A 17,221-nucleotide genomic window follows, 5' to 3' on the forward strand; every position below is an offset into this window, starting at 1 on the left:
CTGTGAAATTCGTCGGCTCAGGCGGCGGCTTGCAGCGCCTTGCGGATGACCTGGCCCTGGGCGTCGAACAGATGGCAATGAGTGCTATCCAGATGCAGGTTCAAGGTCTCGCCGTACTGGCTGGCCAGGTCCCCACGGATACGCATGGTCAGGGTTTCGCCGGACGTCGTGCGCACGTGGCAGAAGGTGTCGCTGCCCAGGCGTTCGCTGACATCGGCCACCACTTTGAGTTGGCAATCGCCGTCTTTGGCCAGTTCCAGGTGTTCTGGGCGAATGCCCAAGGTCACGGCATCGCCGACGCTTTGCTGAGCATTGGTGAACGGCAGACTGATCGTGGTCCCGGCGTCCAGCGTCACTTCGCAGCCGGTGCCGTCGACACGGCTGACCTTGCCTTTGAGGAAGCCCATTTTCGGCGTACCGAGGAAGCCCGCCACGAACAGGTTGGCCGGGTGGTGATAGAGCTCAAGCGGCGAGCCGACCTGTTCCACACGACCGCCGTTGAGCACCACAACTTTGTCGGCCAGGGTCATGGCTTCGACCTGATCGTGGGTGACGTAGATCATGGTCGCCTCCAGCTCCTTGTGCAGGCGCGACAGTTCCAGACGGGTCTGCACGCGAAGTGCGGCGTCGAGGTTGGACAGTGGTTCGTCGAAGAGGAAGATTTTCGGGTTACGCACGATGGCGCGACCGATCGCCACGCGCTGACGCTGACCGCCCGACAATTGCTTGGGTTTACGCTCCAGTAAGGGGCCCAGTTCCAGAATGCGCGCCGCTTCGGCGACTTTCTTCTCGACTTCGGCTTTCGGCGTGCCCGCCAGGTCCAGCGCAAAGGACAGGTTTTTGCCCACGGTCATGTGCGGATACAGCGCATAGGTCTGGAACACCATCGCCAGGTCGCGCTTGGCTGGGGTCACTTGAGTGATCTCGCGGCCATCGAGTTCGATGCTGCCGCTGGTGACGTCTTCAAGGCCTGCGATCAGGCGCAGCAGGGTGGATTTTCCGCAACCCGAAGGACCGACGAAGACCACGAATTCGCGGTCTTTGACGTCCAGGTCGATGCCTTTGATGATCTGGTGGCCGTCGAAGCCTTTTTGCAGATTTCTGATTGTCAGGTTAGCCATGTGGGGCTCCAGTTTTATTCTTCAAATACATAAAAAAAGGGCGATGGGTACGTTGAGCGTATGGGCGATGATTTCTCTGTAGCAGCACGGCTTGCCGGCGGTGGCGTCTGTGCCATCGCTGCCGCCGGCAAGCCGGACTGCTACAGGGTGCGCGGGGTGGTCGAAATCGTTGTATCCCTCGAGATGGTTCCCACGCTCCGCGTGGGAACCATCGTGTTCTCGATCATTTCACCGCACCAAACGACAGCCCGCGTACCAGTTGTTTCTGGCTGATCCAGCCGAAAATCAGGATCGGCGCACAGGCCAGGGTCGACACCGCCGACAACTTGGCCCAGAACAGGCCTTCAGGGCTTGAGTACGAGGCGATCAATGCGGTCAGCGGCGCGGCGTTGGACGAGGTCAGGTTCAGCGACCAGAACGCCTCGTTCCAGCACAGGATCAGCGACAGCAGCGCCGTTGAAGCCAGGCCGCCTTTGCAGATCGGAATCAGCACCTTGAAGATCTCCTGACGCGTGGTCGCGCCATCCAGCCGCGAGGCTTCGAGGATCTCGCCAGGGATGTCCTTGAAGTAGGTGTAAATCATCCAGACCACGATCGGCAGGTTGATCAGCGTGTAGATCACGATCAGCGCGATGCGCGAATCCAGCAGGCCAAAGGTCTTGGCCAGCAGGTAGATCGGCATCAGCACGCCCACCGGCGGCAGCATCTTGGTGGAGAGCATCCACAGCAATGTGCCTTTGGTGCGTTTGGTTTCGAAGAACGCCATGGAGTAGGCCGCCGGCACCGCGATCAGCAGGCACAGGATCGTGGCGCTGAAGGAAATCAGGATCGAGTTCCAGGCGAAGTGGAAGTAATCGCTGCGCTCCTGAATGTGCAGGTAGTTTTCCAGGGTCGGCGTGAAAATGAACTGCGGCGGCGTGGCGAACGCGTCGATCTCGGTCTTGAAGCTGGTCAGGACCATCCAGAAGATCGGGAAGAAAATCAGCGCCGCGATCACCCACGACAGGGTGCCAAGCAGCACGCTTTGCAGGCGACGGGATTGTTTGAGCGTCATCATGACCTTGCCCTCAAGACTTGTCGGTGAGGTTTTTACCGATCATCCGGACCAGGATGATCGCGGCAATGTTGGCGATGACCACGGCAATCAAGCCGCCCGCCGATGCCATGCCCACGTCGAATTGCAGCAGCGCCTGGTTGTAGATCAGGTACGCAAGGTTGGTCGAAGCGAAGCCCGGACCGCCGTTGGTGGTGGTGAAGATTTCCGCGAACACCGACAGCAGGAAGATGGTCTCGATCATCACGACGACAGCGATGGGGCGTGCCAGGTGCGGCAGGGTCAGGTGCCAGAAGATCGCAATGGGGCCTGCGCCATCAAGGCGTGCAGCTTCTTTCTGTTCCTGGTCCAGGGACTGCATGGCAGTCATCAGGATCAGGATGGCGAACGGCAGCCACTGCCAGGACACGATGATGATGATCGACAGCATCGGGTAGTTGGCCAGCCAGTCCACGGGCTGAGCGCCGAACAGCTTCCAGACCGAGGCGAGGATGCCGGACACCGGATGAAAAATCAGGTTCTTCCAGATCAGCGCACTGACCGTGGGCATGATGAAGAACGGCGAAATCAGCAATACGCGCACGATGCCACGACCGAGAAACTCGGTGGCTTCCAGCAGGGCCGAGATCAGTACGCCAAGGATCACGCTGATCGCCAGTACGCTGCCGACCAGCAGCAGGGTGTTCATGGCACCGGGTAAAAAGCCTGCGTCGGTGACGAAAAACTCGAAGTTCTCAAGCCCGACGAATTCGTTTTCGCCGGGGTTGAGCAGGTTATAGCGAATCAGCGAGAAGTAGATGGTCATGCCCAGCGGGACGATCATCCAGACCAGCAGCAACAGTACCGAAGGGCTGACCAGAAACCAGCCAGGCTTGGTCACACTGCCTTTGATCTGTGTTTTATCGTCGGCCGAAGCCGCACGAGGGGTAATGGTGGACGTGTTCATGATGACTCCGAACCAGGGCAGTAGCGTGAGCATGGCAGCAGGGACGGGGCGTCCACTGCTGCCTTCAAGCGTTGGAGATCAACCCTTTTTCGGGTAACCCGCTCGCTTCATTTCACGCTCGGACACGCTTTGTGCGTTGGTCAGTGCCTGATCGACCGAGGAGGTGCCCACCAGCGCCGCAGAGAACTGCTGGCCTACGGAGGTGCCGATCGACTGGAACTCGGGGATGGTCACCAACTGGATACCGACGTAAGGCACCGGCTTGAGGGTCGGCGCTTTCGGCGTTACCGCCTTGAGCGACTCCAGGGTGATGTTGGCGAACGGCGCGGCCTGCTTGTACGCGTCGGTGTAGGTCGAAGCGCGGGTGCCAGGCGGCACGTTGGACACGCCGTCTTTCTCTGCGACCAGCGCCGCGTACTCTTTGGACGTGGCCCACTCGGTGAAGGCGCGGGCGTCCTTGTCGTTCTTGGCGCTGGTCGGAATCGCCAGAGCCCAGGAGTACAACCAGGCCGAGCCTTTGTCGGTGACTTCGTGCGGGGCGTAAGTGAAGCCTACGTTGTCGGCCACCTTGCTTTGCGACTTGTCGGTGACGAAGGAGCCTGCGACGCTGGCATCGACCCAGATCGCGCATTTGCCGCTGTTGAACAGCGCCAGGTTTTCGTTGAAACCGTTGCTGGACGCGCCGGGAGGGCCGTCTTTCTTCATCACGTTGACGTAGAAGTTCAGCGCGTTCTTCCATTCAGGCTGGTCGAACTGAGGTTTCCACTGTTCGTCGAACCAGCGCGCACCGAACGAGTTGGCCACGGTGGTGATCAACGCCATGTTCTCACCCCAGCCCGCCTTGCCCCGCAGGCAGATGCCGTACTGTTCTTTCGATTTGTCGGTGAGTTTGTCGGCGAATTCGGAGATCTGGGTCCAGGTTGGGCGCTCCGGCATGGTCAGGCCAGCCGCCTTGAACAGATCCTTGCGGTAGTAGGTAATCGAGCTTTCGGCATAGAACGGCAGGGCGAACAGCTTGCCGTCGACCGACAGGCCGTCACGTACGGAAGGGAAAACGTCGTCCAGCGCGTAGGAGGCGGGCAGGTCGTTCATTTCCTTCAACCAACCCTTGGCGCCCCACAGTGAGGCTTCGTACATGCCGATGGTCAGAACGTCGAATTGGCCACCCTTTGTGGCGATGTCGGTGGTCAGGCGCTGACGCAGCACGTTCTCTTCGAGGACGACCCACTTGAGCTTGATGTCGGGATGCTGTTCTTCGAAGGTTTTCGACAACCGCTGCATGCGGATCATGTCGCTGTTGTTGACGGTGGCGATGGTGACGTCGCCCGCGTGGGCCAGGGAGGCCAGGGTTGAGAATGTCAGACAGGTGCCAGCCAGCAGAACTTTTGCAGAGGTCTTCATTTATCACTCCTCTTCTGTGTCCCGAGGGACGGCAGAAGCTTGGTTATTGTTTTTGTTCCTTCCGGAGACGTGGAAGAAGGTCAGTCGATTACAACGGTCTGCACGGACATTGACAAATCCTGCGACACACTTGAACTGATACTTTCTTGCACTGGGAGTTCAGGCAGCTGCGCACCGAAACCAAGCGCCAGCATGGTGCGGCGCAGTTCCAGCGTAGTCGAAGAGAGCGGGAAGGGAGTGAATCAGTACAGGTTTTGCTCGGTGAGTCGCTGTACTGCCAGGCGCCGGTAATGCGACGGCGTCATGCCTTTGAGCTTCTGGAAGCGACGGTTGAAGTTGGAAATGTTATTGAAGCCGGATTCGAAACACACGTCGGTCACCGGTTTTTCGCCATCGGCCAGCAGTTCGCAGGATTTGCTGATCCGCAGGCGATTGACGAACTCGACGAACGTACGCCCGGTCGCCTGTTTGAATACGCGGGAGAAATAGGTGGGTTTCATCCCCAGGTGCTCGGCCACTTCTTCAAGGCTCAAGTCCCGGGCGTAGTGAGTAAAGATGTATTCCACCGCTTTGTTGGTGCGCTCGACGGCGTGATCGTCCGAGAGCTGCGAGGCGGTCGTCCCGGACAGCAACTGGAAGTCATCACTGGCGGCGAGCAATTCCAGCAGGATGAAAAAGTGACCCAGTCGGGTCATGCCGCTGGAATCGGCAATCTTCTGCATCAGCTTCATGGCCTGGCGAATGGTCCGCTTGCAGCGAAACTCGATGCCGTACTGCGCCCGCTCCAGCAAAGGGGCCAGGGTCTTGAGCTCGGCGAATACCTGATTGCCGCTTTCCAGCAACTCCTCGGTGAAGTTCACCAGCATGTCGCGCTTGGGCACCACTTCGTCTTCTTCGACCTGGCTGATCCAGTTGTGCGGCAGGTTTGGGCCTGTCAGAAACAGCGTCCCCGGATAGAAGTTGCCGATGTAATCGCCCACGAACACCTTGCCGGAACTGGCGACGATCAAATGCAGCTCGTACTCCTTGTGGAAATGCCAGCGCACCAGCGGGCACGGGAAGCCATGTTCGCGGTAGATGATCGACAGACCGTTATGGTCGTCCATCAGCTCGTAGGAAGGGTCGGTGACTCTTGTTGTTCTGGTCATGCCATTGCCGGGATTCTGGGAGATGCCTGAGGGCTAATGTGCACTATTTCTGCTGTGGTTACATCCAGTCTGACAAACCCCCTTCGCGCGCTGGTCGGTAAATTTTCAGTGTGTACTATACACATCGGTCAATGAAGGGATAGGCTGATGCGAAGCAGGGAGATGATCAAACGAATTGAGGGGGATGGCTGGTTTCTGGTCGAGATCCGTGGCAGCCACTGCCAATACAAGCATCCGGTCAAGAAAGGGCGCGTTACCGTTCCGCATCCCAAAGATGACCTGCCTAAAGGAACGGTCCACAACATTCTGAAACAGGCAGGACTCAAATGAGCGCTGTACTGATCAGGTGAATCCGGAAGGAAACGAGCATGAGATTACCCGTGGTTCTGCATAAGGATCCCGATTCGGTGTACGGCGTGACCGTCCCCGATATTCCCGGCTGCTTTTCGGCTGGGGCAACCGTTGCCGAAGCGCTCGAGAACGTCAAGGAAGCACTCGCCCTGCATTTCGAAGGGTTGGTGGCTGACGGCGATCCACTGCCCGAAGCGCTGGATATCGATGCGCATATCAATAGCCCTGACTACCAGGGTGGCGTCTGGGCGGTCGTCGAGTTCGATGTGACCCCTTATTTCGGTAAAGCGGTGCGCTTCAATGCGACGCTGCCTGAGTTCCTGCTTGAGCGGATCGATGCCCGGGTCAGAAGCGATCAGCGCTACAGTTCTCGCTCTGGTTTTCTGGCAACGGCGGCGTTACGCGAGTTGCACGAGTAGGCTGGTCAGGTCCTGTCTCACTCGACGGCGTTACGGTTCTTCGCCTCGATCCACTGCGACATGTACTGCGTGCTCTTGTGCTGGTGATGGCGAAGCATCGCGCCGGTGAAGTTGGCGGTGCGATGGGCCTGCAGGTGGTCACGCAGATGGTTGATGCGTTCGATCAGGGTCGCGCTGTGGTGTTCGTGGCGGAAGCGTTGCGCAAGCACCGCCCAACCGGCGCGCTGTGCCTGCTCCCAGAGCGTCCGGTCCTTGTACAGATGCACCGCTGCGTCTGCCAGCGCCTGGGCATCGGTGGCGATGGCGCCTGGAAACGGCAGCTCGCCATACATGGCTTCGGCGCCGATCGGCGTGGTGACGGTCGGCGTGCCGCAGACCATGGCGTCGATCACCTTGCCCTTGATCCCCGCGCCAAAGCGGATCGGTGCCAGCGACACGCGAGCGCCTGACATGACTTCAAGGGCGTCTTCGGCCCAGTTCATGATGTGGAAACCCTGAGCGGCGTTGTGCAGAGCAGTGGCCTTGGGCGGGGTATACGCGCCGTAGACATGCACTTGTGCCGACGGCAGTTGCTGACGAATCAGCGGCCAGATGCTGTTCTTCAGCCAGAGCACGGCATCCCAGTTCGGCGCGTGGCGGAAGTTGCCGATGATCAGGAAGTGTTCCCGCTCGTCGTAGCCTTTGCCCTGGTCGGGAATGTCGCGAACCAGCAGCGGCGCCCAGTGCAGCAGCGACGCGGGCATCCGCAGTTGTTCGGTCAGCAGTTCGATTTCCATGTCCGACACCATCAGGCTCAGGTCACTGCGATAGATCGCGGCGATTTCCCGCTGGGCGATGTCGGTGGTTGCCATGTGGGTGATGAGTTCGGCGCGAGGCATCTGGAAGTAGCCCGCCAGGTCGCTGTCCGGCTGGCCTTGCAGCAGGTCCTTGACCAGTTGATGTCGGGTATGGCGCATGCTTTGCAGGTCGGAGGTTTCGAGTACCCGCAACGCATTCGGGCAGTGCTTCTCCACCCTCCAGCCGAATTGCTCTTCGATGACGTATTGATCGAACAGGACCACATCCGGCTGCAGCTCGCTGACGAAATGGTCGAAGCTGCTGTTGTTCAGTTCGATGGCGACTTCGGTGATGCCCAGTGCGGTCAGGTCCGCCTTGTGCTCACCCTCGCTGGCTGGGCTGGCGAAGGTGATCTGCCAGCCCTGTTCCAGAAAACAGTCGATCAGTTGCATGACGTGGCCGCTGGCGGCCGACGAACGCGGCTCCGGCCACACATAGCCGATGATCAGGACATGGGTGTGCCGGGAGTGGGGGAGGGTTTCAGTGGCCAAGAATGCTGTTCACTTTGTCGCGCAGTTGATCGATGGAAAAGGGTTTGCCGATGATCTGCATGCCCGCAGGTGCATCGATGTTTTCGGCGTAGCCGCTGGCGAACAGGATCGGCAGCGTGGGGCGCAGCTCGCGGGCCTTCTTCGCCAGCTCGATGCCATCCATGTCGGGCAAGCCTTTGTCGGTCATCAGCAGGTCGATGGTCTGGCTGTCGTTCTGCAGATAGCCCAGGGCTTCTTTTGCGTCTGCGGCTTCGAGCACGGTGTACTCCAGCTCTTCGAGAACGTCGACGACCAGCATCCGGACGATGTTGTCGTCTTCAACCACCAGAATCGTGCTGGCTGGGTTGGACATGAAAAAATTTCCTTGAAAGTGACGAAGTTCAAACCAGGCAATAGGTGACCGGTCTGCTGAATAACCAGGACGGTGATTGTGACAACTTCCCGGCGTCAAAAACACAATTCAAATGAGTGTGATGGCCTTGGAGAATCACTCAAACGCATAGTACGCCGAGTTTTGTCCTACAGCTAAAGTCAGAAAATTCAACCTTGTATGTCAGAAGCTGGAGTTTTTTGCTGAAGTTTACGGCAAACTCCGTCGTTTGAACGAATCCGCCTGGGCCCTTGCGATGATCCAAACCTCTGCAGTCGATGAGCAACGTTTCCGCAAACTTCTGAGCCGCAACGTCAGTTTACCCTTGGCGGTCGGCGTTCTCAGCGCAGCTTTCTTCGTAATCCTGATTACCTACCTGCTCTCCGCTATTCAGTGGGTGGAGCACACGGACCGGGTCATCAATAACATCAACCGCTCGCTGAAACTCTCAGTGGACATGGAAACCGGCATGCGCGGGTTTCTGCTGACCGGCGACGAGCGTTTTCTCGACCCGTATGAAGTCGCCAAACCGAGCATCCTGGCCGAACTCAAGGGTCTTGAGGAACTGGTCGCGGACAATCCGGATCAGGTCGACCGCTTCAAGCGGCTGGCCGCGATGCAGGAGTCGTGGAACCAGTTCGCGCAGGAGATGATCACCCTGCGTCGCAATAATGCCGATTATGCAACGCCGATCCAGAACCGCCGCGGCAAGCGCCTGACCGATGAAATCCGCGATCAGTACGATCAGGCGGCGAACGTAGAGCATTCGCTGCGTCTGGCGCGTAATAGCGAGGTGACGCACACCACCATCATTTCGGTCTCGTTGTACATCGCGTTCATTCTGATCGTCAGCGGGATTCTGGCGTACGTTGGCCGTCGCGACATGACGGCGCTCTCCAGCACCTATGCCGCCAACATGAAAGCCCAACAGGAAGACGCCGAGCGTCTGGCCCATGTGGCCTGGCTGCGCAACGGTCAGAGCGAACTGGCCGAGCAGGTCATCGGGCAACTGACCCTCAACCTGCTCGGCCGGAATGTCCTGCAGTTCTTCGCCCACTATCTGGGTGCGGTAGTGGCCGCCGTTTATGTGCGCCAGGAGCACGGCGGTCTGGTGCGTGTCGCCTCCTATGGATTTTCCCGTCAGCAGGAACTGCAAGAGCAATCGATCTTCAGCGGTGAAGGCGTGGTCGGCAAGGCCGCCGAGCAGGACCAGATCATCACCCTGGACGACTTGCCTCAGGACTACTTCAAAGTTACCTCCGGCCTGGGCGACGGTTCGCCGCGAAGCGTGATCGTGGTGCCGACCAGCAATGACGATCAGGTCAATGGCGTGATCGAACTGGGCTTTCTGCGCGAACTGAGCCAGCGCGATATCGAATTCCTCGAACTGGTGGCCGATAACGTCGGCACGTCCATCGAAGCTGCTCGCTATCGTCAGCGTCTTCAAGAGGTGTTGGCCGAAACCCAGCAACTCAACGAGGAACTGCAAGTGCAGCAGGAAGAACTGCGCACCGCCAACGAGGAGCTGGAAGAGCAGTCGCGGATCCTCAAGGAGTCCCAGGCCCATCTGGAGACCCAGCAAGCGGAACTGGAGCAGACCAACGAACAGCTGGCCGAGCAGAGCAGGGCGTTGGCAGACCAGCGCGATGCGCTGGACCGCAACAACGAAGAGCTGAGCGTGGCGCAGGTAGAACTGGAAGCCCGCGCCGACGAACTGCAGCGGTCGAGCAAGTACAAGTCCGAATTCCTCGCCAACATGTCCCACGAACTGCGCACCCCGCTGAACAGCTCGTTGATTCTGGCCAAGCTGCTGGCTGAAAACCCGCAGGAAAACCTCTCCGAAGAACAGGTCAAGTTCGCCGAATCGATCTATTCCGCAGGCAACGACCTGTTGAACCTGATCAATGACATTCTGGACATCTCCAAGGTCGAGGCCGGCAAGCTGGACATGCGTCCGGAAAACAGCAGCGTCAGCCGTCTGGTGGACGGGTTGCGCATGACCTTCGAGCCACTGGCCGCCGACAAGCACCTGCAGTTTTCCGTGGAAGTACAGCCCGGCACGCCGGTGTCCCTGTACACGGACCGCCAGCGTCTGGAGCAGATCCTCAAGAACCTGCTGTCCAACGCCGTCAAGTTCACCGAAACCGGCGCGGTCAGCCTGACCGTGTCGCGCCAGCCGGGCGAGGGCGTTGCGTTCACGGTTCGCGATTCGGGGATTGGCATTGCCGAGGACCAGCAAGAAAGCATTTTCGAGGCGTTCCGTCAGGCGGACGGCACCACCAACCGACGCTACGGCGGGACCGGTCTGGGTCTGTCGATCTCCCGGGATCTGGCGCACTTGCTGGGCGGTTCCATCACTGTCACCAGTCAGCCCGGGCAGGGCAGTATCTTTACGCTGGTGTTGCCTGAGCAGTACGTCGAACAGGCGCCTTCGCAGTATGTGGATGCGCCTGTGGCTGCCGTGCAACCAGCACCGCTGCCGACCCCTGTGGTTCCAGTAGCGGCCCCGGTCATGGAGCCGATTCCGCGCTTTGCCGATGACCGGGAAAAGGCCCCATTCAACAACCGCTGCATTCTGGTGATCGAGGATGAAGTGCGCTTTGCTCACATCCTCTACGACCTGGCTCACGAGCTGGGCTACAACTGCCTGGTCGCCCATGGCGCCGACGAAGGTTTCGACCTGGCGCAAAGCTTTTTGCCCGACGCGATCCTGCTGGACATGCGCCTGCCGGACCATTCGGGTCTGACGGTGTTGCAGCGTCTGAAGGAAATGCCGAGCACCCGCCACATCCCGGTTCACGTGATTTCCGTCGAAGACCGTCAGGAAGCCGCGCTGCAGATGGGCGCCATCGGTTACGCCGTCAAGCCGACCACCCGCGAAGAACTCAAGGACGTCTTCGCCCGGCTCGAAGCCAAGCTCACGCAAAAGGTCAAGCGCGTGCTGCTGGTCGAAGACGACGCGTTGCAGCGCGACAGCATCGCCCGACTGATCGGTGATGACGATATCGAGATCACGGCCGTCGGCTTCGCGCAGGACGCGCTTGAGCTGCTGCGCGACAACGCTTACGACTGCATGATCATCGACCTGAAACTGCCGGACATGCTGGGCAACGACCTGCTTAAGCGCATGTCCACCGACGAGATCTGTGCCTTCCCGCCGGTGATCGTCTACACCGGGCGCAACCTGACACGCGATGAAGAGTCGGAGCTGCTGAAGTATTCGCGCACCATCATCATCAAAGGCGCGCGCTCGCCGGAACGACTGCTCGATGAGGTCACGCTGTTCCTGCACAAGGTCGAATCGCAGCTGTCCAACGAGCGGCAGAAGATGCTCAAGACCGCGCGCAGCCGCGACCGCGTGTTCGAGGGTCGCAAGATCCTGGTGGTCGATGACGACGTGCGCAACATCTTCGCCCTGACCAGTGCACTGGAACACAAAGGGGCCATTGTCGAAGTCGGGCGCAACGGCCTGGAGGCCATCGAGAAGCTCAACACGGTCGAGGACATCGATCTGGTGTTGATGGACGTGATGATGCCGGAAATGGATGGCTACGAAGCCACTGCCCAGATCCGCAAAGACCCGCGCTGGCGCAAGTTGCCGATCATCGCGGTGACGGCGAAGGCCATGAAGGACGATCAGGACCGCTGCATGCAGGCCGGATCCAACGACTACCTGGCCAAGCCCATCGACCTCGATCGCCTGTTCTCGCTGATCCGGGTGTGGTTACCAAAAATGGAACGTATCTGAATGGATCGAATCAATTGACCACGCCCGTTGAAAGACCAGGTTTTACCGATGGCCCATGAGCGAAATGCCGAGATCGAACTGCGCTTGCTGATCGAGGCGATCTACCTGAAATACAGCTACGACTTCCGCGATTACTCGGGCGCGTCGGTGAAACGACGCGTCGCTCATGCGTTGCGCCAGTTCGAACTCAAGACCATTTCCGCCCTGCAGGAGCGGGTGTTGCACGATCCCTCGGCGTTCATGCAGCTGTTGCAGTTCCTGACTATTCCAGTCAGTGAGATGTTCCGCGATCCGGGGCATTTCCTGGCAATTCGCCAGGAAGTCGTGCCGCTGCTCAAGACTTACCCCTCGCTGAAAATCTGGATTGCCGGATGCAGCACCGGGGAGGAGGTCTACTCGATGGCGATCCTGCTGCGCGAAGAGGGCCTGCTGGAGCGCACGATCATCTACGCGACGGACATCAACCCCACTTCTCTGGAGAAGGCCAAGCAAGGCATCTTCTCCATGGAAAACATTCGCGGCTACAACGAAAATTATCTGAAGGCCGGCGGCAAGCGGCTGTTTTCCGACTACTACACGGCCGCATACGATTACGCGATCTTCGACAAGTCCCTGCGGGAGAACGTGACCTTCGCTGACCACAGCCTGGCCACCGACAGCGTGTTCTCCGAGACGCAGTTGATCTCCTGCCGCAATGTGTTGATCTACTTCAACAAGAAATTGCAGGATCGTGCGTTCGGGTTGTTCCACGAGTCCCTGTGTCATCGCGGGTTTCTGGTGCTGGGGAGCAAGGAAACGCTGGAGTTTTCCGGCTATAAAGATCAGTTCGAGCCTTTGGTCAAACAAGAGCGGATCTACCGTAAATCATGAGAACGTCCTTTCCCGGTGAAGAGGCTGAACCACCGGCCTTGCCACGCGTCGACGCCATCGTCGTGGGGGCATCTGCGGGCGGCGTCGAGGCGTTGCTCAAGATTTTCCGGCCGCTGCCCAAGGGCTTCAGCCTGCCGATCATTGCCGTTCTGCACCTGCCCGATGAGCGACGCAGCCTGCTGGCGGAGGTGTTCCGCTCGCACTTGGCGATTCCGGTCAAGGAAGCCGATGACAAGGAAACCATCGTGCCCGGAACCCTTTATTTTGCAGCGCCGGGGTATCACCTGTCGGTGGAGGCGGATTTCAGTCTGTCATTCAGCCAGGAAGAGCGGGTCTTCCATTCGCGCCCCAGCATCGATTTTCTCTTTGAATCCGCGGCCGACGCCTACGACGCCCGCCTCGCGGCAGTGTTGTTGACCGGTGCCAACAACGACGGTGCACGCGGCATGGCACGAATCAAGGAGTACGGCGGTCTTACCGTGATTCAGGACCCGGCCCAGGCGTTGGCGCGTACCATGCCCGACGCCGCACTGGCCCTGCACACCCCGGACTTTCTCTTGCCTTTGCCCGACATTGGACTATTGCTTGTCGAGCTGGAACGAATTGCATGTTGAGTGAAATCAAAGCCAAGCTGCTGATCGTCGACGATCTGCCGGAAAACCTGCTCGCGCTCGAAGCGTTGATCAAACGCGAAGACCGTCAGGTGTACAAGGCGTTGTCGGCCGATGAAGCCTTATCGCTGCTGTTGGAACATGAATTCGCCATGGCGATTCTCGATGTGCAGATGCCCGGCATGAACGGCTTCGAACTCGCTGAAATGATGCGTGGCACCGAGAAGACCAAAAGCATTCCCATCGTATTTGTCAGTGCCGCCGGGCGTGAGCTCAATTACGCCTTCAAGGGTTACGAAAGTGGCGCGGTGGACTTCCTGCACAAGCCGCTGGACATCCATGCCGTCAAGAGCAAGGTCAATGTCTTCGTCGACCTGTACCGCCAGCGCAAGGCCATGAAACAGCAACTCGAAGAGCTGGAGCGCAGTCGTCAGGAACAAGAAGCGCTACTGCGGGAACTGAAGTCGACGCAGAACGAACTGGAGCATGCCATCCGCATGCGCGACGACTTCATGTCGATCGTGTCCCACGAAGTCCGTACGCCGCTCAACGGCCTGATCCTGGAAACCCAGCTGCGCAAGTTGCACCTGGCCAAGGACAACGCCTCGGCGTTCACCATGGACAAGCTCAAGGCGATGGTGGACCGCGACGAGCGGCAGATCCAGAGCCTGATCCGTCTCATCGAGGACATGCTCGATGTCTCACGGATTCGCACCGGCAAACTGTCGATTCGCACCAGTGCGTTTGATCTGGCGGAGCTCGTGGTCAATCTGGTGGAGAGTTATTCCGCGCAGATCGCGGCTGCTGAGAGTGTGGTGACGTTGCATGCCAGCGAGCCGGTCATCGGCGTCTGGGACGAGTTCCGTATCGAGCAGGTGGTGGCGAACCTGCTGACCAACGCCCTGCGCTACGGCGCGCACAAGCCCATCCAGGTGCGTGTTTACAGCGAAGGCAGCGAGGCCCGGGTCGAGGTCAAGGATCAGGGCATTGGCATCAGCCCCGAAAATCAGAAGCGCATCTTTCAGCAATTCGAGCGCGTCTCCGCCAGCCATGCCGTGTCGGGTCTGGGCCTTGGGCTGTTCATTTCCGACCAGATCGTCGCGGCACACGGCGGCACCATCAGCGTCGAAAGCGAGGAGGGCAGCGGATCGCTGTTCCGCGTCAGCCTGCCGCTTTAAGCACAACCTGGCCCGCCGCACGCGGGCCAGAGCGCCGCTGTCAGATTTTTCTACAGCGGCGTTTAATCCCTCGCGACCGTTCAAGTAAATATCTGATTTTTCTGCGCAACCTCCAGCGCGGGCCATGGTCGTAATGGCAGCTATCTATAAGATCGAAGGCGTTCCAATGAGCTCTGATGCAGAAAATGTCGTCCTCATCGTTGAAGACGAGCCGCTGATCCTGATGCTGCTGTCCGACTACCTGTCGGGCGAGGGCTACCGGGTGCTTCAAGCGGAAAACGGCGAGCAGGCATTCGAAATCCTCGCCACCAAACCCCATCTTGACCTGATGATCACCGACTACCGCCTGCCGGGTGGCGTGTCCGGGGTGATGATCGCCGAACCTGCGGTCAAGCTGCGACCGGAGCTCAAGGTCATCTTCATCAGCGGCTACCCCGCCGAGATCGTCGAGTCAGGCAGCCCCATCGCACGCAAGGCGCCGATCCTCGCCAAGCCGTTCACGATGGACAGTCTGCACACGCAGATTCAGCGGTTGTTGAATTGACCGGCTGTCTTTGTAGCAGCTCGGCCCTGCGTTCCGTTTAAAGGCGGTGGCGTTGTTGAAATCGCTACCGCCGGCAAGCCGGACTGCTACAAGATGGCGTTCGCGGGTATACCGCATAGCGATACGCCGGTGCCCAACGGATCAATAAAATCCTCATTGGGCTTTTTTGATTAGCTTCCGTAATTGCCTAGATACTAAGCGACAGATAAGTATCGACGGGGTAAGCGTTAATGCCAGTACCATCATTATCAGTAGATCTTCCGAGTCCTCGCATCCTCTGGTGTCCAAGGTTGCCAGTATTCGTATATAAACATCACTGCCGATGTCTGATCTTAGAAGAAAATCTACCCATCCGAAGCTAAATGCCCATCGTGCAAGAATGAATGTTAGTGCAAGTGTGAATAAAGCTTGCAGGGCCATAATAACTGCTTTCACGTTGCTGAGTTCTCCGTTCTTCAGTTTTATCATTACGTTTGTATATTTAGCGGTCGCGCACCCATCCGGTTTCGCGACGCCGATTTGACAACGCTGCTCGTCTCTATTTTGGCGGAATTTTCAACAGGTCACCTATCAATAAACGGCACGCCACTGAAGCTTGTTGTAGCCCAGCGTCAGTGGCGTTGCGTAGTCTCCCGTTAATGGGTGCTTGTCGTGGTGGAGTACTATTTCCGCGTTTTATTACTCAGCCATCTACTCAATTGCCTCGATACAAAGCGACAGATGAGTATCGACGGGATAAGCATTAATGCCAATACCACAATTATTTCGACGATGTCCGTTACTTCACCACCTCCGCTATTCAGTGCTATTAGTATCGATTGATAAGTGTTAGCAACCTTCTCTAATGTCAGAAAAGAATGCACCAGTCCGGAGGAGAATGCCCATCTCGTGAACGTGTCGGTTAGTGTGAGAGTGAACATAACCTGTGCGGTGGAAATTATTGCTCTCATTAGTACGTTGTGATTATTTGGTTTTCCAGTACATGAAGGACTCCGTAATATCTAAATCCTTTACCTGGCAATATTTCGCCCTTCTTGTTCCGCACGTAACGCTTGAGTTCATCAAACGCAATGTGGGACGTCAATGTCACACATCCCTTGCTTATTCTTAACGGACCTACGGGGTGTATACGGAACTCTCCGCGACGAATATTGTTAATGGTTGTTTGATCATCAACCTGGTCATCATCCCGGTAGAGGCTGAACCATTCACTGTGGTCTATGTTTGAGAATCTTTTCTCCAGTGACTGATAAAACCATCCTAGCCTCCCACCTGTCGCTCTATCGAGTATGTAGTATCTGCCCAGCGGCAAAGGACCGTTGTTTGGCACATCCTGATAGCGCGCTTTATTGACATAGGCAGCCATATTCCCCGAGAACGCCTCATACGTTACGCCGTCACACACCAGCTGACTGGTCGGCTTGCCGTTCAAGTCGTACGTGCAGTAAGCGAGGTTGGGATTGGGTTCTTTCTCTTCCATAGCAACATTGCTCCTTATGCCAGGCGTCAGGCGTAAACCTTGTTCGCAACCCCGTCCCAGCCTCCGGCGACCTGGCCGCCGCCCATTCCATCCTCACGGCGCTGCAATGTGTAAATCATGCGAATACGCGCATAGTTCAAACGGACCGTTTCGCTGGGGAAGCCGTTTTCCAGGTTGCCGTTGCCGTTGAGGGAGACCGACGAGATGATCACTTCTTCCAGTTTGATCTCCAGGTACTTGAGTTTGTCGTCGCCCGAGCGATTGAGTGCGATGGTCACCTCCTTGAAGTGTTTGCCGGCCAGGCAAGCTTCATGCAGTTTGGGGGTCGCTTTGTCCACGGCCTTGCGGAAATACAGGTCGCTCATTTTTCCGCGGCCTGTGGAGGCGCCGCCGGAACTGGTGGCGGTGGCCGAGGCCGACTGGCTGGCGCCGACGTCGAAATCATCCATTTCGATCCAGTCCTTGAACTGTGCATCCAGTGATTCCCCGGGAATACCTTCGATCTTTAAAAACGCGTCAATAGCCATCCATTTCATCCTTCCATTTGCGGGGTCAGCGGTCGCGCGTAAATTCGGGTTCGCGACGCCGATTCACAGTAATCACTGAGGCTGGCGGCTGAAAAGAAAAAGAAGGGGGGGTAAAAGTGCGTTTC

General features: G+C 58.1%; 16 protein-coding genes. 7 read left to right on the forward strand and 9 right to left on the reverse strand.

Features of this window, described 5'->3' with window-relative positions:
- Positions 1–17: 17 nt before the first annotated feature.
- From D3M70_RS13915 to D3M70_RS13935, 5 genes are all read right to left on the reverse strand, one after another.
- Positions 18–1,121, reverse strand: a complete 1,104-nt coding sequence (locus D3M70_RS13915) for an ABC transporter ATP-binding protein (RefSeq protein WP_120126326.1) — start codon at positions 1,119–1,121, stop codon at positions 18–20.
- 223 nt (positions 1,122–1,344) lie between these two features.
- Positions 1,345–2,178, reverse strand: a complete 834-nt coding sequence (locus D3M70_RS13920; protein WP_120126327.1) for a carbohydrate ABC transporter permease — start codon at positions 2,176–2,178, stop codon at positions 1,345–1,347.
- A gap of 10 nt (positions 2,179–2,188) precedes the next feature.
- Positions 2,189–3,121: a carbohydrate ABC transporter permease gene (locus D3M70_RS13925; RefSeq protein WP_120126394.1), complete on the reverse strand. Its 933-nt coding sequence runs from the start codon at positions 3,119–3,121 to the stop codon at positions 2,189–2,191.
- Between the two features lie 78 nt (positions 3,122–3,199).
- Positions 3,200–4,522 (reverse strand): sugar ABC transporter substrate-binding protein, encoded by a 1,323-nt coding sequence (locus tag D3M70_RS13930; protein WP_120126328.1) that lies wholly within the window; start codon positions 4,520–4,522, stop codon positions 3,200–3,202.
- A 242-nt stretch (positions 4,523–4,764) separates the two neighbouring features.
- The gene (locus tag D3M70_RS13935) at positions 4,765–5,670 is read right to left on the reverse strand and encodes an AraC family transcriptional regulator (protein ID WP_120126329.1); all 906 of its coding nucleotides are present in this window, start codon (positions 5,668–5,670) and stop codon (positions 4,765–4,767) included.
- Between the two features lie 147 nt (positions 5,671–5,817).
- Between D3M70_RS13935 and D3M70_RS13940 the strand changes: the two genes are divergently transcribed.
- Together D3M70_RS13940 and D3M70_RS13945 are read left to right on the forward strand one after the other, a co-directional pair.
- Positions 5,818–6,000 carry a type II toxin-antitoxin system HicA family toxin gene (locus D3M70_RS13940; RefSeq protein ID WP_120126330.1) on the forward strand — a complete coding sequence of 61 codons (183 nt, stop codon included), beginning with the start codon at positions 5,818–5,820 and terminating at the stop codon, positions 5,998–6,000.
- A 38-nt stretch (positions 6,001–6,038) separates the two neighbouring features.
- Complete coding sequence (locus D3M70_RS13945) at positions 6,039–6,440, forward strand: type II toxin-antitoxin system HicB family antitoxin (protein ID WP_120126331.1); 402 nt, start codon at positions 6,039–6,041, stop codon at positions 6,438–6,440.
- Between the two features lie 17 nt (positions 6,441–6,457).
- On the opposite strand, the gene D3M70_RS13950 is transcribed toward D3M70_RS13945, so the two are convergent.
- Together D3M70_RS13950 and D3M70_RS13955 are read right to left on the reverse strand one after the other, a co-directional pair.
- Positions 6,458–7,768 carry a glycosyltransferase gene (locus D3M70_RS13950; protein ID WP_375232970.1) on the reverse strand — a complete coding sequence of 437 codons (1,311 nt, stop codon included), beginning with the start codon at positions 7,766–7,768 and terminating at the stop codon, positions 6,458–6,460.
- On the reverse strand, positions 7,758–8,120 hold the full coding sequence (locus tag D3M70_RS13955) for a response regulator (protein ID WP_120126332.1): 363 nt from the start codon (positions 8,118–8,120) through the stop codon (positions 7,758–7,760). Before D3M70_RS13955 ends, D3M70_RS13950 begins: the two co-directional genes overlap by 11 nt.
- Positions 8,121–8,394: 274 nt before the next feature.
- Between D3M70_RS13955 and D3M70_RS13960 the strand changes: the two genes are divergently transcribed.
- The 5 genes from D3M70_RS13960 (at position 8,395) to D3M70_RS13980 (ending at position 15,089) form a co-directional block, all read left to right on the forward strand.
- Entirely contained in the window at positions 8,395–11,886 is a 3,492-nt protein-coding gene (locus tag D3M70_RS13960; RefSeq protein ID WP_120126396.1) for a response regulator, read from the forward strand.
- Positions 11,887–11,934: 48 nt separating this feature from the next.
- Entirely contained in the window at positions 11,935–12,756 is an 822-nt protein-coding gene (locus D3M70_RS13965) for a protein-glutamate O-methyltransferase CheR (RefSeq protein ID WP_120126333.1), read from the forward strand.
- Positions 12,753–13,370 carry a chemotaxis protein CheB gene (locus D3M70_RS13970; protein ID WP_120126334.1) on the forward strand — a complete coding sequence of 206 codons (618 nt, stop codon included), beginning with the start codon at positions 12,753–12,755 and terminating at the stop codon, positions 13,368–13,370. Before D3M70_RS13965 ends, D3M70_RS13970 begins: the two co-directional genes overlap by 4 nt.
- Positions 13,364–14,545 carry a hybrid sensor histidine kinase/response regulator gene (locus D3M70_RS13975; protein WP_120126335.1) on the forward strand — a complete coding sequence of 394 codons (1,182 nt, stop codon included), beginning with the start codon at positions 13,364–13,366 and terminating at the stop codon, positions 14,543–14,545. Before D3M70_RS13970 ends, D3M70_RS13975 begins: the two co-directional genes overlap by 7 nt.
- A gap of 166 nt (positions 14,546–14,711) precedes the next feature.
- Entirely contained in the window at positions 14,712–15,089 is a 378-nt protein-coding gene (locus D3M70_RS13980) for a response regulator (RefSeq protein ID WP_120126336.1), read from the forward strand.
- A 949-nt stretch (positions 15,090–16,038) separates the two neighbouring features.
- Here D3M70_RS13980 and D3M70_RS13995 read toward each other — a convergent pair.
- Together D3M70_RS13995 and D3M70_RS14000 are read right to left on the reverse strand one after the other, a co-directional pair.
- Positions 16,039–16,569, reverse strand: a complete 531-nt coding sequence (locus D3M70_RS13995) for a DUF2778 domain-containing protein (RefSeq protein ID WP_120126339.1) — start codon at positions 16,567–16,569, stop codon at positions 16,039–16,041.
- Positions 16,570–16,595: 26 nt separating this feature from the next.
- Positions 16,596–17,096, reverse strand: coding sequence for a type VI secretion system tube protein Hcp (locus tag D3M70_RS14000; protein WP_120126340.1), 501 nt, complete (start codon positions 17,094–17,096; stop codon positions 16,596–16,598).
- Positions 17,097–17,221 lie beyond the last annotated feature (125 nt).

It is taken from the genome of Pseudomonas sp. LS-2 (assembly GCF_003605735.1).
GTDB lineage: Bacteria > Pseudomonadota > Gammaproteobacteria > Pseudomonadales > Pseudomonadaceae > Aquipseudomonas.

Coding starts and splice junctions, on each gene's coding strand:
- D3M70_RS13915 (WP_120126326.1), bottom strand. CDS start 1,121: ATGGCTAACCTGACAATCAGAAATCTGCAAAAAGGCTTCGACGGCCAC.
- D3M70_RS13920 (WP_120126327.1), bottom strand. CDS start 2,178: ATGATGACGCTCAAACAATCCCGTCGCCTGCAAAGCGTGCTGCTTGGC.
- D3M70_RS13925 (WP_120126394.1), bottom strand. CDS start 3,121: ATGAACACGTCCACCATTACCCCTCGTGCGGCTTCGGCCGACGATAAA.
- D3M70_RS13930 (WP_120126328.1), bottom strand. CDS start 4,522: ATGAAGACCTCTGCAAAAGTTCTGCTGGCTGGCACCTGTCTGACATTC.
- D3M70_RS13935 (WP_120126329.1), bottom strand. CDS start 5,670: ATGACCAGAACAACAAGAGTCACCGACCCTTCCTACGAGCTGATGGAC.
- D3M70_RS13940 (WP_120126330.1), top strand. CDS start 5,818: ATGCGAAGCAGGGAGATGATCAAACGAATTGAGGGGGATGGCTGGTTT.
- D3M70_RS13945 (WP_120126331.1), top strand. CDS start 6,039: ATGAGATTACCCGTGGTTCTGCATAAGGATCCCGATTCGGTGTACGGC.
- D3M70_RS13955 (WP_120126332.1), bottom strand. CDS start 8,120: ATGTCCAACCCAGCCAGCACGATTCTGGTGGTTGAAGACGACAACATC.
- D3M70_RS13960 (WP_120126396.1), top strand. CDS start 8,395: ATGATCCAAACCTCTGCAGTCGATGAGCAACGTTTCCGCAAACTTCTG.
- D3M70_RS13965 (WP_120126333.1), top strand. CDS start 11,935: ATGGCCCATGAGCGAAATGCCGAGATCGAACTGCGCTTGCTGATCGAG.
- D3M70_RS13970 (WP_120126334.1), top strand. CDS start 12,753: ATGAGAACGTCCTTTCCCGGTGAAGAGGCTGAACCACCGGCCTTGCCA.
- D3M70_RS13975 (WP_120126335.1), top strand. CDS start 13,364: ATGTTGAGTGAAATCAAAGCCAAGCTGCTGATCGTCGACGATCTGCCG.
- D3M70_RS13980 (WP_120126336.1), top strand. CDS start 14,712: ATGAGCTCTGATGCAGAAAATGTCGTCCTCATCGTTGAAGACGAGCCG.
- D3M70_RS13995 (WP_120126339.1), bottom strand. CDS start 16,569: ATGGAAGAGAAAGAACCCAATCCCAACCTCGCTTACTGCACGTACGAC.
- D3M70_RS14000 (WP_120126340.1), bottom strand. CDS start 17,096: ATGGCTATTGACGCGTTTTTAAAGATCGAAGGTATTCCCGGGGAATCA.